This window comes from Cellulomonas sp. P24 (assembly GCF_024704385.1).
Classification (GTDB): domain Bacteria; phylum Actinomycetota; class Actinomycetes; order Actinomycetales; family Cellulomonadaceae; genus JAJDFX01.
In genome coordinates this window covers 1567636-1592724 of record NZ_JAJDFX010000002.1, presented here as the reverse complement: position 1 = coordinate 1592724, position 25089 = coordinate 1567636, and the positions used below count along the sequence as shown (strand labels likewise).

Here is a 25089-nt window from a genome sequence, read left to right as displayed (position 1 = left end):
AGGAGTCTCACCGCGCTCTCCTGCCCCTCTCACCGGCGCGCGACACCCTGGTGGTGACACAGCACGAAGGCCGTGTCGGATCAGTACCAGGACTGCCACCTGCAGCCCGATGAGAGGAGCACCACCGTGAGCACCAAGATCTCTTGGATCCTCGCCGGCGCCGTCGGCGTCGTCGGGCTGGGTGCGACCGCAGCATTCGCGTCGGTCGCCGCGCCGGTCTCACCTGCGTTCTCCGGGGTGACCGCATCGTCCACCAGCTCTCCCACCGCCGACCGCCTGCACACGGCCGACCAGGACCGCCTGCGGGTCGACGTCCCCACGGACGACCCGACGACGGTGCCGACCGCAGACCCGACCGCCGTCCCGACCCCCCACCTGCACCGGGGACCAGCTCCGGGACATGGACAAGACGCAGGACCGTGACCGGATCCAGGACCCGGCCTACGACGCGACCGTGACCCAGGACCAGCTCCAGGACAGGGACAAGGACGCGACCCTGGACCGCGTCCGGGACCGTCTCCAGGACTGCGACTCCGTCGGTGACGGCGACCAGCTCCGCCTGATGCGGTCATCGACGGCCGTGTCCGTCCTCGCGGCGAAGCCCGTCCCCGCGCAGGCCCAGAACCAGGTGACGACCCGCGCCACCGTCCAGACCCGGACCGAGGCGAAGATCGCGACCCAGACGCAGACCCAGACCCAGACGCAGACGAGCGACCAGGCCCAGGTCAGCACGTCGACGCAGGAGCGCACAGCCTCGGGGAAGTGACCGAGAGCGCCTGCTGACACCACGGTGCGCCGACCAGACCCCCACCTGGTCGGCGCACCGTGGTGCGTCCCCGGCGCGGCCTGACGACCCGCACGAGCGGGTCGGTCGTTCTCGGTCCGCACCGAAGGTTCGGTGCTCAGTCCAGCGGTGCTCAGTGCCCGGCGGTGCTCAGTCCGACTCGGAGGCCTCGGGGGTGCCGATGAGCCGGTAGCCCATGCCACGGACGGTCGCGATGAACTCCGGGCCGATCTTGCGCCGCAGGTACCGGACGTAGACGTCCACGACGTTGGACCCGGGGTCGAAGTCGTAGCCCCACACCTGGGACAGCAGCTGCTCGCGGCTCAGGACGTGACCCGGGTGCCGCATGAACGCCTCGGCGAGAGCGAACTCCCGTGCCGACAGCTCGACCTCGGCGCCGTCGACGGAGATCCGCCGGGTCAGCAGGTCGAGCGAGAGGCGACCCTGCGTGATGGTCGACGACTCGCTCGCCGCCGGCGCCGCCGCGCCGCGGAGCCGGAGCCGGATCCGCGCGAGCAGCTCCTCGAACCGGAACGGCTTCGACATGTAGTCGTCCGCACCGTTCTCGAGTCCTGCCACGGTGTCGGTGACCGAGCTGCGTGCCGTGAGGATGATGACGGGCACGGTGCTGCCCTCTGCGCGCATCCGCCGCAGGACGTCGCCGCCGTCGCCGTCGCTCAGGCCGAGGTCGAGGAGCAGCAGGTCGACGTTGCCGGACATCACCTGGTCGAACGCCTCGCGCCCGCTCGCGACCACCGAGGTCGTCATCCCGTGTGCCTGCAGGCCCTTGGCGACGAAGGCCGCGATCCGGTCCTCGTCCTCGGCGATGAGGATCTGCGTCACCGACCCACCAGCCCTTCCGTTCGTGCGGCTCGTCCCAGAGGGCGACCGCTGTCAGATGAAGCATCGTCGTCGCGGTCGTCGCCCGCCAGGGGAACCACGTGTGCGGGGACGTCGATCACGATCCGCGCACCGGTGAGGGTGCCCCAGCGGTCGTCCGGCGTGCCGTGCGGCGGGTCGGCGGACGGCACGGGCGACGGGTCCAGCCTGACCTCGCCGTGGTGGGCCTCGGCGATCGCCGCGACGATCGGCAGCCCGAGTCCCGCGCCGTCGGTGCGCCGTGCGCTGCCTCCGCGTTCGAATCGTTGGAGGAGCCGTGGCATGTCCTCGGGGGCGATGCCGGGGCCGTCGTCGTGCACCCACACGAGGGCACGGTCCCCGCGGACGGCGCTCCCGATGCGGATCCGGGATCCTGGTCCGGTGATCGTGACGGCGTTCGCGATCAGCTGGAGCCACGCCTGGGTGAGGCGTTGCGCGTCGACGACGACCGTCGCGTCCGCCCGGGCCTCGACCTGCCAGTGCCGGTCGCCCAGCGGGCGAGCCTTGTCGAGGACGTCGTCGGTCAGGCGCCCCAGGTCGGTCGGCGCCGGTCGCACGAAGTCCGGGCGGTCGACCGTCGCGAGCGTGACGAGGTCGTCCACGAGGCGCCGCATCCGGTCGAGCTCGTCGAGAGCGAGCGCACGGGTCTGCTCCACCTCGGCCGGGTTCGTGGGGTCCACCAGCTCCAGGTGCCCCCGGACGATCGTCAGCGGGGTCCGCAGCTCGTGCCCGACGTCGTCGAGCAGCCGTCGCTGCGAGCCGAACGCACCCTGCAGCCGGTCGAGCATCGCGTTCACGGTGCGGGCGAGGTCCGCGAGGTCGTCGTGACCGGTCACCGGGATGCGTTCTGACTGGTCGGTCTCGGTGATGCGCCGGGCGGTGTCCCGCAGCAGGCGGATCGGCCGGAGCAGCGCGCCGACGACGAACCAGCTCACGGCGGCGATGATCAGCAGCGAACCGAGGGCGACGACCGCGTAGGAGCGGGACGAGATCGCGAGGGCGCCGAGCTCGGCGGACCTGTCGGCCGCCACGACGAAGAAGCCCTGAGCCGAGTCGCCCTGCACGGTCACCGGGATCGCGACGAACCGGTACTCCGTGATCGCGGTCCGCACGGTGCGCAGCCGGGGCGTGGCCGTCGGGTCGAGCGAACGGAGCACGCGCATCAGCTCCGGGTCGGCCTCGAGCCGCAGGCTCACGGTCGGAGCGGCGAGCCACTGCTCGGCGCCGTTGACGAGGGCGATCACCCCCTCATGGGCGGCAGGTGCCCGGCGCTGCACCGCCAGGTAGAGCAGGTCGTCGATCGACGTGAACGGCTCGCCGGTCGTGGGGTCGAGGTCGGTCGTCGCGAAGTCCCGCAGGTCCTGCGCCGCGCGCGCGAGCGAGTCGTCGATCCGCAGGTCCGTGCGCTGGTACTGCAGCAGCAGCGAGGTCGCCCCGGCGATCAGCATCGCCAGCGCCGCGAGGGCGAGGACCGCGGCGAGCACCCGGGTCCGGACCGACAGGCTCCGACGACGCGCACGCCACCGCGCGAGCGGGTGCGGGGCCGTCGCCCTCATGGCCGGGTGTGGGAGTGGGTGTCCTCGGAGGCGCCGTCCGTGGTCACCACGTCCGAGGTCGTGACGGTGTCGCGGAGGTCGTCGCTGCGTGACGGAGCCGCCGGCGCGTGCGCCGGCCCGTCGCCGGTGCTCGTGCCCGTGGTCGCGAGCCCCTTGGTGGTCGGCGCGTCGGAGCCCGACGTGGACGTGTCGACCCCGGACGTCCGGGATCTGGTGCCCGTGTCGCCGGTGGCGGGCGGTGACGTCGGACGGCTGCCGTCGGCGCGGACCGGCGACGGCGGGCGTACCCCGACGGCCTCGGTGGTCGTGGCCTCGTCGGGGGGAGAGGTGGGCTCGGTGGTCGGCTCGGCGTCGGCGGTCAGCGGGAGCTGGGCGGCGGGCCGCTCCGACAGCACGACGGGACCGCCGAGCGAGGCCGAGCTCGGCATCATCACGCTGCCGAGGCCGAGGCTCAGCCCGCCGAGCACCACGACGGCGACCGTGCCGAGCGAGACGGAGGTGCGGACCCGAGCCATGTCTCCAGTATCCCGGTATGTGATGAGACCGCCATGAGAACGAGTCGCGTCATCGGTCCGGCCCTGGAAGGCGCCTGCCCCTCACCGTCGGGCGTCAGCCGTCGTCGCGACGACGCCAGCGGAACGTGCGCGCGCCGACGACCAGCCCGAGGACGAGGTAGGCGGTGATGACGAGCGCGGTGGCACCGTGCTCCCAGGACCCCGAGACCTCCTGCGCCTGGAACTGGTCGGGCAGGAACACCGAGCGCATGCCCTGGGCCATCCACTTGAGCGGGAAGGCCGCGGAGACGTCCTGCATCCAGCCCGGCAGCTGCGTGAACCCGAAGAACACCCCGGAGATGAACTGCAGGACGAGCACGACCGGCGTCACGACGGCGGATGCGCTCCGTCCCGTGCGCGGCACCGAGGAGAACGCGACCCCGCACACCGCGCCGGCAGCCGTGCCCAGCGCGAAGACCCACGCGAACGTGGCCCACCTCTGGGCGGTCGTGGGCATCGGGATGCCGAACGCGGTCCACGCGACGAGCAGCAGGAGCGCCGTCTGCACGAGGGAGGTCGTCAGGACCGAGCCGATCTTCCCGAGGAAGTACGCGGACGCCGGCAGCGGGGTCCCGCGGAGCCTCTTGAGCGTGCCGTCGTCGCGCTCGACCGCGATGGTGATCGCCAGGTTCTGGAAGCTCGAGAGCATCACGCCGGTCGCGACCATCCCGGGCAGGAAGTACTGGCCGAACGGGATCCCGGCGAACGTGCCCGTCGCGCCGACCCGTGCGTCGCCCTGGCCGAACACGGTCGCGAAGATCGCGAGCATGATGATCGGGTAGGCGAAGATCCACACCACTGCGTCGCGCTCGCGGAAGAACTGCCGCACCTCGATCCGGGTGCGGGCGAGCCCGAGGGTGAGCACCGTGGGGAGCGGCGCCGCGACGTCGGCCGTGCGACCGGGACGGGTCGTGCTCATCGGTGGGCCTCCGTCGCCGGGGTGGGGACGCAGGCCCCTGCCCCCGCGTTGTCGTCCGTCCCCGTGTCGTCGCCTGTCCCCGTGTCGTCGCCTGTCCCCGCGTCGTCACCCGGGCCCGTGGCGAGCACCGCCGGCGTCTCGCCGATGAGGCTCAGGTAGACGTCCTCGAGCGAGGGCCGCAGCACCTGCAACCCGGGCACCTCGCCTGCGGGGAACCGGGCGGCGAGCTCGGCCACGACGGCGGTCGGTGTGTCGGTCGGCACCTGACGTGCGGTCCCGTCCTCGACCCACCGCACGACGGCCTGCCGCGCCGCGCGGTCACCGAGGGCGGCAGGGGCATCGAGCGCCACGACCCGGCCGTCGCGCACCACGGCGCACCGGTCGGCGAGGTTCTCCGCCTCGTCGAGGTAGTGGGTCGTCAGGAGGATCGTCGTCCCGCCGTCGCGCAGCCCGCCGATGAGGTCCCAGAACGCGTGGCGCGCCTCCGGGTCGAACCCGGTGGTCGGCTCGTCCAGGAACAGCAGCTCGGGGTCGCCGACGATCCCGAGGGCGACGTCGAGGCGTCGGCGCTGCCCGCCGGAGAGCTGACGGGTCCGGGTGCGGACCTTCTCGCGGAGGCCGACCGCGTCGATGACCTCGTCGGGGTCGCGCGGGTGGGGGTAGTAGCCGCTGACGTGGCGCACGAGCTCGCCGACCGTGAGCTCCGCCTGGTCGGTCGCGCTCTGCAGGACGATCCCGATCCGGCTGCGCCAGGCGCGGTCGGCTCCCTGGGGGTCGACCCCCAGGACGTGCACCGTGCCCGCGTCGCGCTCGCGGTAGCCCTCGAGGATCTCGATCGTGGTCGTCTTGCCCGCGCCGTTCGGTCCGAGCACGGCGAACACCTCGCCGCGGTGGACGGTGAGGTCGAGTCCGTCGACGGCCTTCTTGTCGCCGTAGCACTTGACCAGTCCTGCGACGACGACGGCGTCGTCGTCCTGCGGGCGGCTCGGCGCGAGTCTCGTTGAGCTCATGGGGACAGCCTGGCGTACGTCGGGGTCCGGTCGACAGCGTTCTGTCGGCCGGACCCCGATGTGCGTGATCGGTCGCCGGCGCCTAACGTGCCTCGGCGAGCAGGGCCTGGATGCGACTGACGCCTTCGACGAGGTCGGCGTCGCTCAGGGCGTAGGAGAGTCGGATGTACCCGCTCGGGCCGAACGCCTCGCCGGGGACGACCGCGACCTCGGCCTGCTCGAGGATCAGCGCGGCGAGCTCGGCCGACGTCGTCGGCGTGACGCCACGGATCGTCTTCCCGAGCACGCCCTCGACGCTCGGGTAGACGTAGAACGCCCCCTGCGGCGTGGGGCACACGACGCCGTCGATCGCCGAGAGCATCTCGACCATGGTCTTCCGCCGACGGTCGAACGCCGCCCGCATGGCCTCGACCGCGGCGAGGTCGCCCGACACGGCCGCGACGGCGGCGCGCTGCGAGACGTTCGCGACGTTCGAGGTCAGGTGCGACTGCAGGTTCGTGGCCGCCTTGATGACGTCCGCGGGGCCGATCATCCAGCCCACGCGCCAGCCGGTCATGGCGTAGGTCTTGGCGACGCCGTTCAGGACGATCGTGGTGTCGGCGAGCTCCGGCACCGCGCGCACGATCGGCGTGAAGACCGCATCGTCGTAGGTCAGGTGCTCGTAGATCTCGTCGGTGATGACCCAGATGCCGTGCTCGAGCGCCCAGCGCCCGATGGCGGCGGTCTCCTCGGGCGGGTACACCGCGCCCGTCGGGTTGGACGGCGAGCAGAACAGCAGCACCTTGGTGCGGTCCGTGCGCGCGGCCTCGAGCTGCTCGACGGTCACCAGGTAGCCCTGGTCGGCGCCGGCGAAGACCTCCACCGGGACGCCGCCGGCGAGGCGGACGGCCTCGGGGTAGGTCGTCCAGTACGGCGCGGGGAGCAGCACCTCGTCGCCCGGGTCGACGATCGCGGCGAAGGCCTGGTAGACGGCCTGCTTCCCGCCGTTGGTGACGAGCACCTGGCTCGGTGCGACCTCGTAGCCCGAGTCGCGCAGCGTCTTGGCCGCGATCGCCTCGCGCAGCACGGGCAGGCCGGCGGCGGGGGAGTAGCGGTGGTTGACCGGGTCGTTCGCCGCGAGCACGGCGGCGTCGACGATGTACTGCGGGGTGGGGAAGTCGGGCTCGCCCGCGCCGAAGCCGATGACCGGCCGGCCGGCCGCCTTGAGGGCCTTCGCCTTGGCGTCCACCGCGAGCGTCGCGGACTCGGCGATCGCTGCGAGGCGCGCCGAGACGCGGGGCTTGGCGGACGTGGTCGGCTGCACGGTGGGGGGCGTGGGAGAGGTGCCGCTGTCGTGGGTCACGTCGTCCATCTTGGCAGATCCGGCGTGGCGAGGAGCGGGCTGTCGAGCATGCGAGACGAGCCGCGGTTCGACCTGCCACGCGGGACCGCGTACAGTGACCCGTCGGTGGTTGACGCCCGCCATGATGAGTCGTGCCCGCGGTCAGGATGTCGAGCAGGTATCCTGGTCTGTCTGGTGCGGCCGTCGGCGGTCACCGGCACCGAAGGGCAGTGGCGCAATTGGTAGCGCACCGGTCTCCAAAACCGGCGGTTGTGGGTTCGAGTCCCGCCTGCCCTGCGCTTGCGGATCGGTTCTTCCCGGAAGGACTTCCTGCGGTCAGCCCGTGGTCCGCAGACACACCACACGACGAGACGTAGGGAACGACCTGTGAGCGAATCCGCACGTGCTGCGGCGTCGGGCGCCGACGGCGCTCCGACCAGCTCGAAGAAGTCCCGACCCGCCGGGAAGAACGAGCGCAAGGGGCTCTTCGCGCACGTCGCCCTGTTCGTCCGTCAGGTGGTCGCCGAGCTCAAGAAGGTCGTCCGGCCCACCCGGTCCGAGCTGATGACCTACACGTCGGTGGTGCTGGTCTTCGTGCTCGCCGTCATGGCGTTCGTGACGCTCGTCGACCTGGGTATCGGCAAGATCGTGTTCTGGGTGTTCGGGGGCTGACGTCGGGCGAGGCGCCGTGGCCGGCGCCTGCGCGTGGTCCCCGCAGTGAAGTGATCGAAGTAGAAAGCAGGTTCGCACGTGTCGCAGGAGTCGCAGGACCCGACCGTCGACGAGGTCGAGGTGGACGTCGACGACGCCCTCGAGTCGAGCAGTGCAGTCGAGGTGCCCGAGGCCTCCGAGGTCGCCGAGGCCTCCGAGGTCGCCGAGAGCGACTCGGACGCCGTCCCCTCCGTCGACCCTGAGGTCGACGAGGACCCGGTCGCGGCCTTCAAGGCGCACCTGCGCGCGCTCCCCGGCGAGTGGTACGTGATCCACTCCTACGCCGGCTACGAGAACCGCGTGAAGGCGAACCTCGAGAACCGCACGCAGAGCCTCAACATGGAGGACTTCATCTACCAGGTGGAGGTCCCCATGGAAGAGGTCGTGGAGATCAAGAACGCGCAGCGCAAGACGGTCCGCCGGGTGCGTATCCCCGGGTACGTGCTGGTCCGGATGGACCTGACGGACGAGTCGTGGGGCGCGGTCCGGCACACGCCGGGGGTGACGGGCTTCGTCGGGCACACCCACCAGCCCGTCCCGCTGACCCAGGACGAGGTCTTCTCGATGCTGGGCTCGACGCTCGCCCCGAAGGCCCCGGTGGCGACGGGCGGCGCGCGTGCCGCGTCGGCGATCACGGTCGACTTCACGGTCGGCGAGTCGGTCACGGTGACGGACGGGCCGTTCGACACGCTGCCGGCGACGATCTCCGAGATCAACCCCGAGAGCCAGAAGCTGAAGGTTCTCGTCTCGATCTTCGGCCGGGAGACCCCGGTCGAGCTGTCGTTCAACCAGGTCGCCAAGATCTAGGTTGACCAACCCGACGGCGTCGCGCGGCGCCGTCCACCACGAAGTCACGACGAAGGACCCGACATGCCTCCCAAGAAGAAGGTCACCGGCCTGATCAAGCTCCAGATCAAGGCTGGGCTCGCCACACCGGCGCCGCCGATCGGTCCCGCACTGGGCCAGCACGGCGTCAACATCATGGAGTTCTGCAAGGCGTACAACGCGGCCACCGAGGCCCAGCGCGGGGACGTCATCCCGGTCGAGATCACGGTCTACGAGGACCGCTCGTTCACGTTCATCACCAAGACGCCGCCGGCTGCCGAGCTGATCAAGAAGGCTGCCGGTGTCGCCAAGGGCTCGCCGACGCCGCACACGGTCAAGGTCGCCAAGATCACCGCGGACCAGGTGCGTGAGATCGCCTCGACCAAGCTGGTCGACCTGAACGCGAACGACCTGCCCGCCGCCGAGAAGATCATCGCCGGCACCGCCCGTTCGATGGGCATCACGGTTCAGGACTGACGTCCGCACCGAGCGTCACCAGCACCACCCGCACGCACCACCCGGAAGTTCTGTGGCAGGGCCATGTGCGGCCCGTTCGACCACAACTGCTGATCACAAGGAGAGAGCAGATGGCACAGCACAGCAAGGCGTACCGCCAGGCCGCCGAGAAGATCGAGAAGGACCACCTCTACTCGCCGCTCGAGGCCGTGCGCCTCGCGAAGGAGACGTCGACCGCCAAGTTCGACGCGACCGTGGAGGTCGCGTTCCGCCTCGGTGTCGACCCCCGCAAGGCGGACCAGATGGTCCGTGGCACCGTCAACCTGCCCCACGGCACCGGCAAGACCGCTCGGGTCCTGGTCTTCGCCACGGGCGACCGTGCCGAGGCGGCGCGTGCCGCAGGCGCCGACATCGTCGGCGGCGACGAGCTGATCGACCGGGTCGCGGCCGGGTTCACCGACTTCGACTCCGCGGTCGCGACGCCCGACCTCATGGGCAAGGTCGGTCGCCTCGGGAAGGTGCTGGGTCCGCGCGGGCTCATGCCGAACCCGAAGACGGGCACCGTGACGATGGACGTCGCCAAGGCGGTCACCGAGATCAAGGGCGGCAAGATCGAGTTCCGTGTCGACAAGCACGCGAACCTGCACTTCATCATCGGGAAGGTCTCCTTCACGGACGTGCAGCTCGTCCAGAACTACGCGTCGGTGCTCGACGAGGTCCTCCGGCTCAAGCCGGCGTCCTCGAAGGGCCGCTACATCACGAAGGCGACGATCGCCACCACGATCGGCCCCGGCATCCTGGTGGACCAGACCAAGACCCGGAACCTGACCGAGGACGACGCCGAGGTCGCCTGACCCCGAGCGCTACCCGGTCGAGCTGTCCGACGAGGCCCGGCGACATCATGTCGCCGGGCCTCGTCGTGCGATTTGGCGCTGCTCCCCGGGTGCCGTAGTCTGATCGTTGCCCAAGACCGCAGGTCGTCGGCTCCCGAGATTCCTCACCTTCCGAGGTGCTGCGTCCCGGAGGCCCACCGAAGTCCCGCATCAGCGGAGGCCAGCGCAGGTGAGTGACTCAGCTTCGTCGGACGTGTTCCGACCGGTCCGAGCCCCGCGCCTGCGCGGGGCTCTTCTCATGTCCGGCCCAGGTAGGCGAGCTGCGGCACCACCACCGGAAGGATTGCCATGGCGAGGCCGGACAAGGCAGCCGCAGTCGCAGAGCTCACGGACCAGTTCCGCGAGTCGAACGCGGCTGTGCTGACCGAGTACCGCGGGCTCACCGTCGCCCAGCTCAAGCAGCTGCGGCGCGCGCTCAGCGGCAACGCAACCTACGCCGTGGTGAAGAACACGCTGACCGCCATCGCGGCCAAGGAGGCGGGCGTCGAAGGTTTCGACGCGCACCTCGCCGGCCCGTCGGCGATTGCCTTCGTGACCGGTGACCCGGTCGAGGCAGCCAAGGGTCTGCGTGACTTCGCCAAGGCGCATCCCGCACTCGTGATCAAGGGCGGTGTCCTCGACGGACGCGCCCTGGACGCCGCGGAGATCAACAAGCTCGCGGACCTCGAGTCCCGTGAGGTCCTGCTGGCCAAGACGGCCGGCGTGCTCAAGGCGTCGCTCTACCAGGCGGCGTACCTCTTCACCGCGCCCGCGGCCCAGGCCGTGCGCACCATCGACGCGCTTCGCGAGAAGAAGCAGTCGATCGACGACGCAGCCTGAGCCTTCTGGCCAAGCCGCACCCCCCACTTCTGCCGTCAGCAGGCCGGTAGGAACGACACGGAAGGAACGCCATCATGGCGAAGCTCAGCACCGACGAGCTGATCAATGCTTTCAAGGAGCTCACCCTCATCGAGCTCTCCGACTTCGTGAAGCAGTTCGAGGAGACCTTCGAGGTCACCGCTGCTGCTCCCGTCGCCGCCGTTGCGGCCCCGGCCGCCGGTGGCGCCGAGGTCGTCGTCGAGGAGGAGAAGGACGAGTTCGACGTCATCCTCGAGGCAGCCGGCGAGAAGAAGATCCAGGTCATCAAGGAGGTGCGTGCCCTCACGAGCCTCGGCCTGAAGGAGGCCAAGGACCTCGTCGACGGCGCCCCGAAGCCGGTTCTCGAGGCTGTCAACAAGGAGGCCGCCGAGAAGGCCAAGGCCGCCCTCGAGGGTGCAGGCGCGACCGTCACCCTCAAGTGACCCCCGCGCGCGGCGGTCTCATCCCCCGCGCGTAGCACGAACGATCAGAGGCCGGCACCCCCGCGAGGGGTGCCGGCCTCTGGCGTCGGTGCGGCGTACAGTGCAAGGTTGCGGTGTCAGGTGGACACGCATGTCACGGCCGGTTATGCTAGCGCTTTGCGCTGGCCTTTGCCTGCGACCCCGAATAACCCGAGCCCGGATCGACGTCGTCGTGCGCGACGTCAGCGGGCTTGAGGCCGGGGGGTCGCGCCTCGTCCTGGCCGCGCAGAGTGCACTCGATCCGCAGGGAAGGACCCCTCTTGGCTGCCTCGCGCACCCCTTCTGCACCGTCCGCCGACGCTATCGCGAATCGCACCGCGTCCCGTCGCATCTCGTTCGCCAAGATCCACGAGCCGTTGGAGGTTCCTGACCTGCTCGGTCTCCAGACCGAGAACTTCGACTGGCTCCTCGGCAACGAGAAGTGGCAGGCCCGGGTGGCCGCCGCTCTCGAGAACGGACGTCAGGACGTCCCCGAGACCGCCGGGCTCGAGGAGATCTTCGAGGAGATCTCCCCGATCGAGGACTTCGCCCAGACGATGTCCCTGTCGTTCCGCGAGCACCGCTTCGAGCCTCCGAAGTACACCGCGGACGAGTGCAAGGAGAAGGACTTCACCTTCGCCGCACCGCTCTTCGTCACGGCGGAGTTCGTGAACTACACGACCGGTGAGATCAAGAGCCAGACGGTCTTCATGGGTGACTTCCCCCTCATGACCGACCGGGGAACCTTCATCATCAACGGCACCGAGCGCGTCGTCGTCTCGCAGCTCGTGCGCTCTCCGGGTGTGTACTTCGAGCGCACCGCCGACAAGACCTCGGACAAGGACATCTTCACCTCGAAGATCATCCCGTCCCGCGGTGCCTGGCTCGAGTTCGAGATCGACAAGCGCGACCACGTCGGGGTGCGCGTCGACCGCAAGCGCAAGCAGAACGCCACGGTGCTGCTCAAGGCGCTCGGCATGACGGAGTCGGAGATCCGCGAGGAGTTCGCGCAGTTCCCCGCCGTCATCGACACCCTCGAGAAGGACCACGTCAACACGCAGGACGAGGCGCTGCTCGACCTCTACCGCAAGATCCGTCCGGGCGAGCCGCCGACGGTCGAGGCCGGTCGTGCGCTGATCGACAACTTCTACTTCAACTCCAAGCGGTACGACCTCGCGAAGGTCGGACGCTACAAGGTGAACAAGAAGCTCGGCATCGACTCCCCGCTGAGCGCGTCGGTCCTCTCCAAGGAGGACATCGTCGCGACGATCAAGTACCTCGCGGCGCTGCACGCCGAGGTCGGGACGATCGGTGGCATGCGGGCCGGTGAGCCGATCGAGGTCCGCGTCGAGACCGACGACATCGACCACTTCGGCAACCGCCGCATCCGTGCGGTCGGGGAGCTCATCCAGAACCAGGTGCGCACCGGTCTCTCACGCATGGAGCGCGTCGTCCGTGAGCGGATGACGACCCAGGACGTCGAGGCGATCACGCCGCAGACCCTGATCAACATCCGCCCGGTGGTGGCGTCGATCAAGGAGTTCTTCGGCACGTCGCAGCTGTCGCAGTTCATGGACCAGAACAACCCGCTCGCGGGGCTGACGCACAAGCGTCGCCTGTCCGCGCTCGGCCCGGGTGGTCTGTCCCGTGACCGTGCCGGCATGGAGGTCCGTGACGTCCACCCGTCGCACTACGGCCGCATGTGCCCGATCGAGACCCCGGAAGGCCCGAACATCGGCCTGATCGGCTCGCTCGCGACGTACGGGCGGATCAACCCGTTCGGGTTCGTCGAGACCCCGTACCGCAAGGTCGACCAGGGCAAGGTCACGGACGACGTGCACTTCCTGACGGCCGACGACGAGGACCGCTACGTCATCGCGCAGGCGAACGCGCCGCTGAACGCGAACATGACGTTCGCCGAGGACCGCGTGCTCGTCCGCACCAAGGGCGGCGAGATCGACTACGTCACCGGCACCGCCGTCGACTACATGGACGTCTCGCCGCGCCAGATGGTGTCGGTGGCCACGGCCCTGATCCCGTTCCTCGAGCACGACGACGCGAACCGTGCCCTCATGGGTGCGAACATGCAGCGCCAGGCCGTGCCGCTGGTCCGCTCCGAGGCGCCGCTCGTCGGCACCGGCATGGAGCGGCGTGCGGCCGTCGACGCAGGTGACGTGATCGTCGCGTCGAAGCCCGGCGTGGTGACCGAGGTCTCCGCCGACCTGATCGTCGTCGCGAACGACGACGGCACGACGACGAGCTACCGCGCGGCCAAGTTCCGCCGGTCGAACCAGGGCACGTCGTACAACCAGCGGGTGCTCGTCGATCACGGCGCACGCGTCGAGGTCGGCTCGGTGCTCGCCGACGGCCCGGCGACCGACGAGGGCGAGCTCGCCCTCGGGCGCAACCTGCTCGTCGCGTTCATGTCGTGGGAGGGCCACAACTACGAGGACGCGATCATCCTGTCGCAGCGCCTCGTGCAGGACGACGTCCTCTCCTCGATCCACATCGAGGAGCACGAGGTCGACGCGCGCGACACCAAGCTCGGCCCCGAGGAGATCACCCGGGACATCCCGAACGTCTCCGAGGAGGTCCTCGCCGACCTCGACGAGCGCGGCATCATCCGCATCGGCGCCGAGGTGTCGGCCGGTGACGTCCTCGTGGGCAAGGTGACCCCCAAGGGCGAGACCGAGCTCACGCCGGAGGAGCGCCTGCTCCGGGCGATCTTCGGCGAGAAGGCCCGCGAGGTGCGTGACACGTCCCTCAAGGTCCCGCACGGCGAGTCGGGCACGGTCATCGAGGTCCGCACGTTCAACCGCGAGGACGGCGACGAGCTGCCCGCCGGCGTGAACGAGCTGGTCCGGGTGTACATCGCCCAGCGACGCAAGATCACCGACGGTGACAAGCTCGCCGGTCGTCACGGCAACAAGGGCGTCATCTCGAAGATCCTGCCGATCGAGGACATGCCGTTCCTCCCCGACGGCACCGCGGTCGACGTCGTCCTGAACCCGCTCGGCGTCCCGGGGCGCATGAACGTCGGCCAGGTGCTCGAGACCCACCTCGGATGGATCGCGAAGCAGGGCTGGGACATCTCGCTCGCCGAGGGCGACGTGTCCTGGCGCGACGACATCCCCGACGTGGCCGCGAAGTCGCCGGCCGGCAACCCGGTCGCGACACCGGTCTTCGACGGTGTGCACGAGGACGCCCTCACCGGGCTGCTCTCGGCGACCCTGCCGAACCGGGACGGCGAGCGCATGGTCGACGGCACCGGCAAGGCGCGACTGTTCGACGGCCGCTCCGGCGAGCCGTTCCCCGACCCTGTCGCGGTCGGCTACATGTACATCCTCAAGCTGCACCACCTGGTCGACGACAAGATCCACGCCCGCTCGACCGGTCCGTACTCGATGATCACCCAGCAGCCGCTCGGTGGTAAGGCGCAGTTCGGTGGTCAGCGGTTCGGCGAGATGGAGGTCTGGGCCCTCGAGGCGTACGGCGCCGCGTACACGCTCCAGGAGCTCCTCACCATCAAGTCCGACGACGTGCCCGGCCGCGTCAAGGTCTACGAGGCGATCGTCAAGGGCGAGAACATCCCCGACTCGGGCATCCCGGAGTCGTTCAAGGTGCTTCTCAAGGAGATGCAGTCGCTGTGCCTGAACGTCGAGGTGCTGTCGTCCGACGGCACGATCATCGACATGAAGGAGAGCGACGACGAGGTCTACCGCGCAGCGGAGGAGCTCGGCATCGACCTGTCCCGCCGGCCGAACGCCAGCAGCGTCGAAGAGATCTGACCTCGGGCTCGGCGCCGTCCCCGGACGGCGCCGAGCACCGACACCACAGTTGCACCTCCATCACCGCTGGGTCGCGATCGATCCGGCAAGCGAAGGAAGTAGGACCCCTTGCTCGACGTCAACGTCTTCGATGAGCTGCGTATCGGCCTGGCCACTGCTGAAGACATTCGTACCTGGTCACATGGCGAGGTCAAGAAGCCCGAGACCATCAACTACCGCACGCTGAAGCCGGAGAAGGACGGCCTCTTCTGCGAGAAGATCTTCGGTCCCACGCGGGACTGGGAGTGCTACTGCGGCAAGTACAAGCGCGTGCGCTTCAAGGGGATCATCTGCGAGCGCTGCGGTGTCGAGGTCACCCGGTCCAAGGTGCGTCGCGAGCGGATGGGGCACATCGAGCTCGCCGCTCCCGTCACGCACATCTGGTTCTTCAAGGGTGTGCCGTCGCGTCTCGGCTACCTGCTCGACCTCGCGCCGAAGGACCTCGAGAAGGTCATCTACTTCGCCGCGTACATGATCACCTCGGTCGACACCGAGGGGCGTCAGGAAGACCTCCCGAACCTCCAGAACGAGATCGACCTGGAGAAGAAGGAGATCTCGGACCGTCGCGACAACGAGATCGAGCAGCGTGCGCAGAAGCTCGAGGCCGACCTGGCGCAGCTCGAGTCCGAGGGCGCCAAGGCCGACGCGCGCCGCAAGGTGCGTGACTCCGCCGAGCGCGAGATGACGCAGATCCGCAAGCGTGCCGACGCCGAGCTCGACCGGCTCGACCTGGTGTGGGACAAGTTCAAGAACCTCAAGGTCTCGGACCTCGAGGGCGACGAGCTCCTCTACCGTCAGCTCCAGGACCGCTACGGGAACTACTTCGAGGGCTCGATGGGCGCTGCGGCGATCCAGAAGCGCCTCGAGGCCTTCGACCTCGTCGCCGAGGCTGAGTCGCTGCGCGACACGATCAAGAACGGCAAGGGCCAGCGCAAGACGCGTGCCCTCAAGCGGCTCAAGGTCGTCAACGCGTTCCTGACGACGACCAACTCGCCGACCGGCATGGTGCTGGACGCGGTCCCGGTCATCCCGCCGGACCTGCGGCCGATGGTCCAGCTCGACGGTGGTCGCTTCGCGACGTCCGACCTCAACGACCTGTACCGCCGCGTGATCAACCGGAACAACCGCCTCAAGCGGCTGCTCGACCTCGGGGCCCCGGAGATCATCGTCAACAACGAGAAGCGGATGCTCCAGGAGGCCGTCGACGCGCTGTTCGACAACGGCCGCCGTGGACGTCCGGTCACCGGACCGGGCAACCGCCCGCTCAAGTCGATCTCGGACATGCTCAAGGGCAAGCAGGGGCGGTTCCGTCAGAACCTCCTCGGCAAGCGCGTCGACTACTCGGGCCGGTCGGTCATCGTCGTCGGCCCGCAGCTCAAGCTGCACCAGTGCGGCCTGCCGAAGCAGATGGCGCTCGAGCTCTTCAAGCCGTTCGTCATGAAGCGGCTCGTGGACCTCAACCACGCGCAGAACATCAAGTCGGCCAAGCGCATGGTCGAGCGGGCCCGTCCGGTGGTCTGGGACGTCCTCGAAGAGGTCATCACGGAGCACCCGGTGCTGCTCAACCGGGCACCGACGCTGCACCGTCTCGGCATCCAGGCGTTCGAGCCCCAGCTGGTCGAGGGCAAGGCGATCCACCTGCACCCGCTCGTCTGCGCGGCGTTCAACGCCGACTTCGACGGCGACCAGATGGCCGTCCACCTGCCGCTGTCGGCCGAGGCGCAGGCCGAGGCCCGCATCCTCATGCTGTCGAGCAACAACATCCTCAAGCCGTCGGACGGCCGTCCGGTGACCATGCCCTCGCAGGACATGATCATCGGCCTGTACCACCTGACGTCGGACAAGCCGGATGCTCTGGGCGCCGGTCGGCACTTCAGCTCGGTCTCCGAGGCGATCATGGCCTTCGACGCCGGCTCGCTCGACCTGAACGCCGAGGTGTTCATCCGGCTCGACGACCTCGTCCCGCCGCGTGAGGGCTTCGACGCCCCGGAGGGGTGGACCGACGGTGACTCGATCACCTTCGCCACGACCCTGGGTCGCGCGCTCTTCAACGAGCTGCTCCCGGTCGACTACCCGTTCGTCAACGGGGTCGTCGACAAGAAGCGGCTGTCCTCGATCGTGAACGAGCTCGCGGAGAAGTACCCGAAGGTCGAGGTCGCCGCGAGCCTGGACGCGCTCAAGGAGGCCGGCTTCCGGTGGGCGACCCGCTCGGGCGTCACGATCTCGATCTCCGACGTCGCCACACCCTCGGCGAAGGCAGCGATCCTCGAGGAGCACGAGGCACGTGCGGCGAAGGTGCAGGGCCAGTACGAGAAGGGCCTGATCACCGACGACGAGCGTCGTCAGGAGCTCATCGAGATCTGGACCCAGGCGACCGACAAGGTCGCGGACGCCATGCGCGCGAACTTCCCGAAGCAGAACACCGTCTACAAGATGGTCGGCTCGGGTGCGCGAGGCAACTGGATGCAGGTGCGTCAGATCGCCGGTATGCGTGGTCTCGTCGCGAACCCGAAGGGCGAGATCATCCCGCGCCCGATCAAGTCCAACTACCGCGAGGGCCTGTCGGTCCTGGAGTACTTCATCGCGACGCACGGCGCCCGCAAGGGTCTGGCGGACACCGCTCTGCGGACCGCCGACTCGGGGTACCTCACGCGTCGTCTGGTGGACGTGTCCCAGGACGTCATCGTCCGCGAGGAGGACTGCGGGACCGAGCGTGGACTGACCCTGCCGGTGGGTGTGGTCGGTGCCGACGGTGTCGTGCGCCGTCACGACAAGGTCGAGACGAGCATCTACGCCCGGACCCTTGCTGGGACGGTCGAGGTCGACGGCGTCGTGCTGGGTCAGCCGGGCGACGACGTCGGTGACGTGCTCATCGAGGCGTTGCTCGCGGCGGGCGTGACCGAGCTCAAGGTGCGGTCCGTGCTCACGTGCGAGTCGCGCGTCGGGACGTGCGCCAAGTGCTACGGCCGTTCGCTCGCCACGGGCAAGCTCGTGGACATCGGCGAGGCGGTCGGCATCATCTCCGCGCAGTCGATCGGTGAGCCCGGGACGCAGCTGACGATGCGGACGTTCCACACCGGTGGTGTGGCATCGGCCGACGACATCACGCAGGGTCTCCCGCGTATCCAGGAGCTCTTCGAGGCCCGTACCCCGAAGGGTGAGGGTCCGATCGCGGAGTACTCCGGCCGGATCGCGATCGACGAGTCGGAGCGCACGCGTCGGATCGTCCTCACGCCCGACGACGGCTCGGAGGAGATCGCCTACCCGATCACCAAGCGGTCGCGTCTGCTCGTGTCGGACGGCGAGCACGTCGAGGTCGGCACCCAGCTCGTGCTCGGTGCGGTCGACCCGAAGAAGGTGCTGCGCATCCTCGGCCCCCGGGCCACGCAGAAGCACCTGGTGGACGAGGTCCAGGAGGTCTACCGCTCCCAGGGCGTGGACATCCACGACAAGCACATCGAGGTCATCGTCCGGCAGATGCTGCGCCGGATCACGGTGCTCGACTCGGGCGAGACGGACCTGCTCCCGGGCGAGCTCGCCGAGCGGGGACGCTTCGAGGACGCGAACCGTCGTGCGGTGGCCGAGGGGCTGCAGCCGGCATCGGGTCGTCCGGAGCTGATGGGCATCACCAAGGCGTCGCTGGCGACGGACTCGTGGCTGTCGGCCGCGTCGTTCCAGGAGACGACCCGGGTGCTCACCGAGGCCGCGATGTCGGGTCGGAGCGACCCGCTTCTCGGGCTCAAGGAGAACGTCATCCTCGGCAAGCTCATCCCGGCGGGTACCGGTCTTCCCCGGTACCGCGACGCCGTGGTCGAGCCCACCGAGGAGGCGAAGGCCGAGCTGTACCCGAGCTTCGGGTACGACGAGATCGACTTCCCGGGGCTCGGGATGGGGTCGGGAGACGCCATCCCGCTCGAGGACATCGACTTCGGCCCGGACTTCCGCTGACACCGTCCGGTCGGCCGGGGTGCGACATCGCGTCGTGCCCCGGCCGACCGGCCGGTCACGGCCAGCGGGCCCACCTCTGCCGCTTTGACGCTGCAGGGGCGGGAAGGTAACGTTGGCCACCGTGCCCGCGTCGTCGGGCCCTCGTGCGTGCATCGAGACGCTGCCTCGTTCAACCAGCAGCGTCAGGTGCCGGGTGGACCTCTCGCCCATCACGTACGGACATGCCGTCGAAGATCCCTGGACGGCTGCCGTGCGGGGTGACGCGGGCGACACGCCCGGGTGCGGGGGTCGGTGCGGGACTCAAGGCCATCGGGCCGGCCGCAAGGCCTGTCCATCAAGAGCGGGCAGAGAAGGCCCGGTCGACCAGAGAACTTCGAACAGACACGGAGACGTAGTGCCTACGATCCAGCAGCTGGTCCGCAAGGGCCGGCAGGCGAAGACCAACAAGTCGAAGACGCCCGCCCTCAAGGGCAGCCCGCAGCGACGCGGTGTGTGCACCCGCGTCTACACGACCACCCCGAAGAAGCCGAACTCGGCTCTCCGGAAGGTCGCGCGCGTCAAGCTCTCGAGCCAGATCGAGGTGACGGCCTACATCCCCGGTGTCGGTCACAACCTGCAGGAGCACTCGATCGTGCTCGTGCGCGGTGGTCGTGTGAAGGACCTCCCCGGTGTGCGCTACAAGATCGTGCGTGGCGCCCTCGACACCCAGGGCGTGAAGAACCGCAAGCAGGCACGCAGCCGCTACGGAGCCAAGAAGGAGAAGCGCTGATGCCTCGCAAGGGTCCGGCCCCGAAGCGGCCGCTGATCGTCGACCCCGTCTACGGGTCCCCGGTCGTCACGCAGCTGATCAACAAGGTCCTCCTCGACGGCAAGAAGTCCGTCGCCGAGGCCATCGTCTACGGCGCCCTCGAGGGCGTCCGCGAGAAGACCTCCGGTGACCCGGTCGTCGTCCTCAAGCGGGCGCTGGAGAACGTGCGTCCCGCGCTCGAGGTGCGGTCGCGCCGTGTCGGTGGCGCCACCTACCAGGTCCCCGTCGAGGTCCGTCCCGTGCGGTCGACGACGCTGGCCCTGCGGTGGCTCACGGACTACGCGCGGGCACGTCGCGAGAAGACCATGACCGAGCGCCTCATGAACGAGATCCTCGACGCGAGCAACGGCCTGGGCGCCGCGGTCAAGCGTCGCGAGGACATGCACAAGATGGCCGAGTCCAACAAGGCCTTCGCGCACTACCGCTGGTAATCCCGGCAGCCGGTCGGGGAGTCAGGACTGGCTCCCCGACCGACACCCACAGCCAACCGACAAGGGGCAAGACACGTGGCACTTGACGTGCTGACGGACCTGAACAAGGTCCGCAACATCGGCATCATGGCGCACATCGATGCCGGCAAGACGACGACCACCGAGCGGATCCTGTTCTACACCGGGGTCAACTACAAGATCGGTGAGACGCACGACGGTGCGTCGACGATGGACTGGATGGAGCAGGAGCAGGAGCGCGGCATCACGATCACGTCGGCCGCGACGACCTGCTACTGGAAGAACAACCAGATCAACATCATCGACACCCCGGGCCACGTGGACTTCACGGTCGAGGTCGAGCGCTCTCTTCGGGTGCTCGACGGTGCCGTCGCGGTCTTCGACGGCAAGGAAGGCGTCGAGCCCCAGTCGGAGACCGTGTGGCGTCAGGCCGACAAATACAACGTGCCGCGCATCTGCTTCGTCAACAAGATGGACAAGCTGGGCGCCGACTTCTACTTCACGGTCAAGACGATCGTCGACCGCCTGAAGGCGAAGCCGCTCCCGATCCAGCTCCCCATCGGCGCCGAGAACGACTTCATCGGCGTCGTGGACCTGGTCGAGCAGAAGGCCCTCGTGTGGCGTGGTGAGACCCAGCTGGGTGAGCACTACGAGATCGAGGACATCCCGGCGGACATGGTGGAGCAGGCCGCGGAGTACCGCGCCGCGATCATCGAGGCCGTCGCGGAGACCGACGAGGCGCTGCTCGAGAAGTACCTCGGCGGCGAGGAGCTGACGATCGCGGAGATCAAGAAGGGCATCCGCGCGCTCGTCCTCACCGGTGACGCGTACCCGATCCTCTGCGGCTCGGCGTTCAAGAACAAGGGCGTGCAGCCCATGCTCGACGCCGTGATCGACTACCTGCCGTCGCCCCTCGACGTGCCGGCGATCATCGGTCTGGACCCGAAGGACGAGACGCACACGATCGAGCGCCACCCGGACTCGAGCGAGCCGTTCTCGGCTCTTGCGTTCAAGGTTGCGGCTCACCCGTTCTTCGGCAAGCTCACGTACGTCCGGGTGTACTCGGGCTACGTCGCGTCCGGCGCGCAGGTGCTGAACTCGACCAAGGGCAAGAAGGAGCGCATCGGCAAGCTGTTCCAGATGCACTCGAACAAGGAGAACCCGGTCGACGACGCGACCGCCGGTCACATCTACGCCTTCATCGGGCTCAAGGACGTGACCACGGGCGACACGCTCTGCGACATCCAGAACCCGGTGGTCCTCGAGTCGATGACGTTCCCCGAGCCCGTCATCACGGTCGCGATCGAGCCGAAGACCAAGGGCGACCAGGAGAAGCTGTCGCTGGCCATCCAGAAGCTCGCGGAGGAGGATCCGACGTTCCGGGTCAGCCTCAACGAGGACACCGGCCAGACGGAGATCGCCGGCATGGGCGAGCTCCACCTGGACATCCTCGTCGAGCGCATGCGGCGCGAGTTCAAGGTCGACGCGAACGTCGGCAAGCCGCAGGTGGCCTACCGCGAGACGATCCGCCGCGCGGTCGACAAGATCGACTACACGCACAAGAAGCAGACCGGTGGATCGGGCCAGTACGCCAAGGTCCAGATGAGCTTCGAGCCGCTCGACCCCTCCGAGGGCGAGATCTACGAGTTCGTCAACAAGGTCAGCGGTGGGCGCATCCCGCGCGAGTACATCCCGTCGGTCGACGCGGGTGTGCAGAGCGCGATGCAGCTCGGTGTGCTGGCGGGCTACCCGCTCGTCGGCGTGCGGGCGATCCTGCTCGACGGCGCGTCGCACGACGTCGACTCCTCGGAGATGGCGTTCAAGATCGCCGGCTCGATGATCCTCAAGGAGGCCGTCCGCAAGGCCGACCCCGCCCTCCTCGAGCCGGTCATGGCGATCGAGGTGCGTACTCCGGAGGAGTACATGGGTGAGGTCATCGGCGACATCAACTCGCGTCGCGGCATGATCCAGGCCATGGAGGACGCCACCGGCGTCAAGGTCATCAGCGCCTTGGTGCCGCTCTCAGAGATGTTCGGGTACGTCGGTGACCTGCGGTCGAAGACCCAGGGTCGTGCGGTGTACTCGATGCAGTTCGACAGCTACGCCGAGGTTCCTCGGAACGTTGCGGACGAGATCATCAAGAAGACCCGGGGCGAGTAGTCCCACAGGTCGCAACCTGTAGTTCCACACAACACAACCGACCCGTAGGACCGAACGCCGCTCAGGGAGCCACCATGGCTCCTGCGATCGTCCGGCAATCTCTACCAGAGTCCTGAGGAGGACCCACAGTGGGCAAGGCGAAGTTCGAGCGCACCAAGCCGCACGTCAACATCGGGACCATCGGTCACGTCGACCACGGCAAGACGACGCTGACGGCGGCCATCTCGAAGGTGCTGCACGACAAGTTCCCCGACCTGAACCCCTTCACGCCGTTCGACGAGATCGACAAGGCGCCGGAGGAGAAGCAGCGCGGTATCACGATCAACATCGCGCACGTCGAGTACCAGACGGAGAAGCGCCACTACGCGCACGTCGACGCTCCTGGTCACGCCGACTACATCAAGAACATGATCACCGGTGCGGCGCAGATGGACGGTGCGATCCTCGTGGTCGCGGCGACCGACGGCCCGATGGCCCAGACGCGTGAGCACGTCCTGCTCGCCCGCCAGGTCGGCGTCCCGTACCTGCTCGTGGCGCTCAACAAGGCCGACATGGTCGACGACGAGGAGATCCTCGAGCTCGTCGAGATGGAGGTCCGGGAGCTGCTCTCGGCGCAGGGCTTCGACGGGGACAACGCGCCGGTCGTGCGCGTCTCCGGCCTCAAGGCCCTCGAGGGTGACCCGAAGTGGGTTGCCTCGGTCCAGGAGCTCCTCGACGCTGTCGACGAGAGCGTCCCGGAGCCGGTCCGTGACATGGACAAGCCGTTCCTCATGCCGATCGAGGACGTCTTCACGATCACGGGTCGTGGCACCGTCGTGACCGGCAAGGTCGACCGCGGGAAGCTCTCGATCAACTCGGAGGTCGAGATCCTCGGCATCCGCCCGGTGCAGAAGACCACGGTCACCGGCATCGAGATGTTCCACAAGCAGATGGACGAGGCGTGGGCCGGCGAGAACTGTGGCCTCCTGCTCCGCGGCATCAAGCGCGAAGAGGTCGAGCGCGGCCAGGTCGTCGCGAAGCCGGGCACGATCACGCCGCACACCGACTTCGAGGCCCAGGTCTACATCCTGGCCAAGGACGAGGGCGGGCGTCACAACCCGTTCTACTCGAACTACCGCCCGCAGTTCTACTTCCGCACCACCGACGTCACCGGCGTCATCACGCTGCCCGAGGGCACCGAGATGGTCATGCCGGGTGACAACACCGAGATGACGGTCGAGCTGATCCAGCCGATCGCCATGGAGGAGGGCCTCGGCTTCGCGATCCGCGAGGGCGGCCGGACCGTCGGTTCGGGCAAGGTCACCAAGATCATCAAGTGATCTCCAGGCAGGGCCCGGGCTGATGCCCGGGCCCTGCCGCACGTCCGGCTGTCGGCCCGCCCGGAGGAATCGGGCGGGCCGGTAGCACGGCGACCTCGGATTGGCCTTCGGTCGGCCGATCTGGCACACTGTTCAGGTTGCCCGGTGCACATGCGCCCGCGATCGATGCCCGCTGCGAGAGCAGTAGGGCCGCGGGCGTGGATGCGGCTCCGGGCAGCCACATGATGAGGGCGCGAGTCTGGCGATCAGCCGGGGCCGCCCCCACAGCAACCAACGACCACGCACCACCATGGTGTGCAGCGCGAGGGTATGTCGCAAGATGCGACACGCCCGAGTGCGGGGGTCGGACAGCTAGCGGTTCGAGAGAGAGAAGTAGACGACGCCATGGCGGGACAGAAGATCCGCATCCGGCTCAAGTCCTACGACCACGAGGTCATCGACAGTTCGGCGCGCAAGATCGTCGACACGGTGACACGCGCTGGTGCGACGGTCGTGGGCCCGGTGCCGCTGCCGACGGAGAAGAACGTCTTCTGCGTCATCCGGTCGCCTCACAAGTACAAGGACAGCCGCGAGCACTTCGAGATGCGTACCCACAAGCGGCTCATCGACATCATCGATCCCACGCCCAAGGCCGTCGACTCGCTCATGCGGCTCGACCTGCCGGCAGACGTGAACATCGAGATCAAGCTCTGACGCTGGGAAGGAACAGACCATGACCACCCAGCAGAACGCGCGACAGATCACGGCGCTGCTCGGCACCAAGCTCGGCATGACCCAGGTGTGGGACGACAACGGTCGTCTCGTGCCGGTCACCGTCGTGCGTGTCGGCACCAACGTCGTGACGCAGGTCCGCGCTGTCGAGACGGACGGCTACGCCGCCGTCCAGCTGGCCTACGGCGCGATCGACCCGCGCAAGGTGACTCAGCCGCTCAAGGGCCACTTCGAGAAGGCCGGGGTCACCCCGCGCCGTCACGTTGCCGAGATCCGCACGAGCGACTCCGCCGAGTACTCGCTCGGCCAGGAGATCACGGCGGCGGCCTTCGAGGCCGGCGCCACGGTCGACGTCACCGGCACGACCAAGGGCAAGGGCACCGCGGGTGTGATGAAGCGTCACGGCTTCCACGGCGTCGGCGCTTCCCACGGTGCGCACCGGAACCACCGCAAGCCCGGCTCGATCGGTGGCGCATCGACGCCGTCGCGCGTGTTCAAGGGTGTGCGGATGGCGGGCCGCATGGGCAACGCGCGCAAGACCGTCCAGAACCTGACCGTTCACGCGGTCGACGTCGAGAAGGGTCTGCTGCTCGTCAAGGGCGCGGTCCCGGGCCCCAAGGGCGGCGTCGTCCTCGTGCGTTCCGCAGTGAAGGAGGCGTGA

General features: G+C 68.8%; 22 protein-coding genes and 1 tRNA gene. 17 read left to right on the top strand and 6 right to left on the bottom strand.

The window, feature by feature from the left end; all coding sequences use genetic code 11:
- The first annotated feature begins 126 nt into the window (after positions 1–126).
- Positions 127–423 (top strand): hypothetical protein, encoded by a 297-nt coding sequence (locus LJB74_RS07455; protein WP_259307937.1) that lies wholly within the window; start codon positions 127–129, stop codon positions 421–423.
- Positions 401–766, top strand: coding sequence for a hypothetical protein (locus tag LJB74_RS07450; protein WP_259307936.1), 366 nt, complete (start codon positions 401–403; stop codon positions 764–766). Before LJB74_RS07455 ends, LJB74_RS07450 begins: the two co-directional genes overlap by 23 nt.
- A gap of 168 nt (positions 767–934) precedes the next feature.
- Here LJB74_RS07450 and LJB74_RS07445 read toward each other — a convergent pair whose 3' ends face one another.
- From LJB74_RS07445 to LJB74_RS07420, 6 genes are all read right to left on the bottom strand, one after another.
- Complete coding sequence (locus tag LJB74_RS07445) at positions 935–1627, bottom strand: response regulator transcription factor (protein ID WP_259307935.1); 693 nt, start codon at positions 1625–1627, stop codon at positions 935–937.
- Complete coding sequence (locus tag LJB74_RS07440) at positions 1624–3219, bottom strand: cell wall metabolism sensor histidine kinase WalK (RefSeq protein WP_259307934.1); 1596 nt, start codon at positions 3217–3219, stop codon at positions 1624–1626. Before LJB74_RS07440 ends, LJB74_RS07445 begins: the two co-directional genes overlap by 4 nt.
- Positions 3216–3734 (bottom strand): hypothetical protein, encoded by a 519-nt coding sequence (locus LJB74_RS07435; protein WP_259307933.1) that lies wholly within the window; start codon positions 3732–3734, stop codon positions 3216–3218. Before LJB74_RS07435 ends, LJB74_RS07440 begins: the two co-directional genes overlap by 4 nt.
- Positions 3735–3828: 94 nt before the next feature.
- Complete coding sequence (locus LJB74_RS07430; protein ID WP_259307932.1) at positions 3829–4692, bottom strand: ABC transporter permease; 864 nt, start codon at positions 4690–4692, stop codon at positions 3829–3831.
- Complete coding sequence (locus LJB74_RS07425) at positions 4689–5702, bottom strand: ABC transporter ATP-binding protein (RefSeq protein WP_259307931.1); 1014 nt, start codon at positions 5700–5702, stop codon at positions 4689–4691. The genes LJB74_RS07430 and LJB74_RS07425 overlap by 4 nt, the downstream gene beginning before the upstream one ends.
- A gap of 82 nt (positions 5703–5784) precedes the next feature.
- Positions 5785–7053: a pyridoxal phosphate-dependent aminotransferase gene (locus LJB74_RS07420; protein ID WP_396125135.1), complete on the bottom strand. Its 1269-nt coding sequence runs from the start codon at positions 7051–7053 to the stop codon at positions 5785–5787.
- A gap of 194 nt (positions 7054–7247) precedes the next feature.
- On the opposite strand from LJB74_RS07420, the gene LJB74_RS07415 reads away from it, so the two are divergent.
- From LJB74_RS07415 to rplC, 15 genes are all read left to right on the top strand, one after another.
- Positions 7248–7320, top strand: a tRNA-Trp gene (locus LJB74_RS07415).
- 90 nt (positions 7321–7410) lie between these two features.
- Positions 7411–7695, top strand: a complete 285-nt coding sequence (gene secE, locus LJB74_RS07410) for a preprotein translocase subunit SecE (protein ID WP_259307930.1) — start codon at positions 7411–7413, stop codon at positions 7693–7695.
- A 78-nt stretch (positions 7696–7773) separates the two neighbouring features.
- Positions 7774–8541 (top strand): transcription termination/antitermination protein NusG, encoded by a 768-nt coding sequence (gene nusG, locus LJB74_RS07405; RefSeq protein WP_259307929.1) that lies wholly within the window; start codon positions 7774–7776, stop codon positions 8539–8541.
- Between the two features lie 63 nt (positions 8542–8604).
- The gene (gene rplK, locus LJB74_RS07400; RefSeq protein WP_259307928.1) at positions 8605–9036 is read left to right on the top strand and encodes a 50S ribosomal protein L11; all 432 of its coding nucleotides are present in this window, start codon (positions 8605–8607) and stop codon (positions 9034–9036) included.
- Between the two features lie 110 nt (positions 9037–9146).
- Positions 9147–9869 carry a 50S ribosomal protein L1 gene (rplA, locus tag LJB74_RS07395; protein WP_259307927.1) on the top strand — a complete coding sequence of 241 codons (723 nt, stop codon included), beginning with the start codon at positions 9147–9149 and terminating at the stop codon, positions 9867–9869.
- Between the two features lie 327 nt (positions 9870–10196).
- Positions 10197–10727, top strand: a complete 531-nt coding sequence (rplJ, locus tag LJB74_RS07390; protein ID WP_259307926.1) for a 50S ribosomal protein L10 — start codon at positions 10197–10199, stop codon at positions 10725–10727.
- 74 nt (positions 10728–10801) lie between these two features.
- Positions 10802–11188: a 50S ribosomal protein L7/L12 gene (rplL, locus tag LJB74_RS07385; protein ID WP_259307925.1), complete on the top strand. Its 387-nt coding sequence runs from the start codon at positions 10802–10804 to the stop codon at positions 11186–11188.
- Between the two features lie 299 nt (positions 11189–11487).
- Positions 11488–14994 carry a DNA-directed RNA polymerase subunit beta gene (rpoB, locus tag LJB74_RS07380; RefSeq protein ID WP_259307924.1) on the top strand — a complete coding sequence of 1169 codons (3507 nt, stop codon included), beginning with the start codon at positions 11488–11490 and terminating at the stop codon, positions 14992–14994.
- Between the two features lie 108 nt (positions 14995–15102).
- Positions 15103–18981 (top strand): DNA-directed RNA polymerase subunit beta', encoded by a 3879-nt coding sequence (locus LJB74_RS07375; RefSeq protein ID WP_259307923.1) that lies wholly within the window; start codon positions 15103–15105, stop codon positions 18979–18981.
- A 394-nt stretch (positions 18982–19375) separates the two neighbouring features.
- Positions 19376–19750, top strand: coding sequence for a 30S ribosomal protein S12 (gene rpsL / locus LJB74_RS07370; RefSeq protein WP_259307922.1), 375 nt, complete (start codon positions 19376–19378; stop codon positions 19748–19750).
- The gene (gene rpsG, locus LJB74_RS07365; RefSeq protein WP_259307921.1) at positions 19750–20220 is read left to right on the top strand and encodes a 30S ribosomal protein S7; all 471 of its coding nucleotides are present in this window, start codon (positions 19750–19752) and stop codon (positions 20218–20220) included. The genes rpsL and rpsG overlap by 1 nt, the downstream gene beginning before the upstream one ends.
- A gap of 75 nt (positions 20221–20295) precedes the next feature.
- Positions 20296–22398: an elongation factor G gene (gene fusA, locus LJB74_RS07360; protein WP_259307920.1), complete on the top strand. Its 2103-nt coding sequence runs from the start codon at positions 20296–20298 to the stop codon at positions 22396–22398.
- 128 nt (positions 22399–22526) lie between these two features.
- Positions 22527–23717, top strand: a complete 1191-nt coding sequence (gene tuf, locus LJB74_RS07355; RefSeq protein ID WP_259307919.1) for an elongation factor Tu — start codon at positions 22527–22529, stop codon at positions 23715–23717.
- Positions 23718–24101: 384 nt separating this feature from the next.
- Entirely contained in the window at positions 24102–24410 is a 309-nt protein-coding gene (rpsJ, locus tag LJB74_RS07350) for a 30S ribosomal protein S10 (protein WP_012867945.1), read from the top strand.
- Positions 24411–24429: 19 nt separating this feature from the next.
- Positions 24430–25089, top strand: coding sequence for a 50S ribosomal protein L3 (rplC, locus tag LJB74_RS07345; RefSeq protein WP_259307918.1), 660 nt, complete (start codon positions 24430–24432; stop codon positions 25087–25089).

What these genes read in the sequence shown, in the direction of transcription:
- LJB74_RS07450 (WP_259307936.1), top strand. Translation starts at nt 401, where the DNA reads ATGGACAAGACGCAGGACCGTGACCGGATCCAGGACCCGGCCTACGAC.
- LJB74_RS07440 (WP_259307934.1), bottom strand. Translation starts at nt 3,219, where the DNA reads ATGAGGGCGACGGCCCCGCACCCGCTCGCGCGGTGGCGTGCGCGTCGT.
- LJB74_RS07435 (WP_259307933.1), bottom strand. Translation starts at nt 3,734, where the DNA reads ATGGCTCGGGTCCGCACCTCCGTCTCGCTCGGCACGGTCGCCGTCGTG.
- LJB74_RS07430 (WP_259307932.1), bottom strand. Translation starts at nt 4,692, where the DNA reads ATGAGCACGACCCGTCCCGGTCGCACGGCCGACGTCGCGGCGCCGCTC.
- LJB74_RS07425 (WP_259307931.1), bottom strand. Translation starts at nt 5,702, where the DNA reads ATGAGCTCAACGAGACTCGCGCCGAGCCGCCCGCAGGACGACGACGCC.
- LJB74_RS07420 (WP_396125135.1), bottom strand. Translation starts at nt 7,053, where the DNA reads ATGGACGACGTGACCCACGACAGCGGCACCTCTCCCACGCCCCCCACC.
- rplK (WP_259307928.1), top strand. Translation starts at nt 8,605, where the DNA reads ATGCCTCCCAAGAAGAAGGTCACCGGCCTGATCAAGCTCCAGATCAAG.
- rplA (WP_259307927.1), top strand. Translation starts at nt 9,147, where the DNA reads ATGGCACAGCACAGCAAGGCGTACCGCCAGGCCGCCGAGAAGATCGAG.
- rplJ (WP_259307926.1), top strand. Translation starts at nt 10,197, where the DNA reads ATGGCGAGGCCGGACAAGGCAGCCGCAGTCGCAGAGCTCACGGACCAG.
- rplL (WP_259307925.1), top strand. Translation starts at nt 10,802, where the DNA reads ATGGCGAAGCTCAGCACCGACGAGCTGATCAATGCTTTCAAGGAGCTC.
- rpsG (WP_259307921.1), top strand. Translation starts at nt 19,750, where the DNA reads ATGCCTCGCAAGGGTCCGGCCCCGAAGCGGCCGCTGATCGTCGACCCC.
- rpsJ (WP_012867945.1), top strand. Translation starts at nt 24,102, where the DNA reads ATGGCGGGACAGAAGATCCGCATCCGGCTCAAGTCCTACGACCACGAG.
- rplC (WP_259307918.1), top strand. Translation starts at nt 24,430, where the DNA reads ATGACCACCCAGCAGAACGCGCGACAGATCACGGCGCTGCTCGGCACC.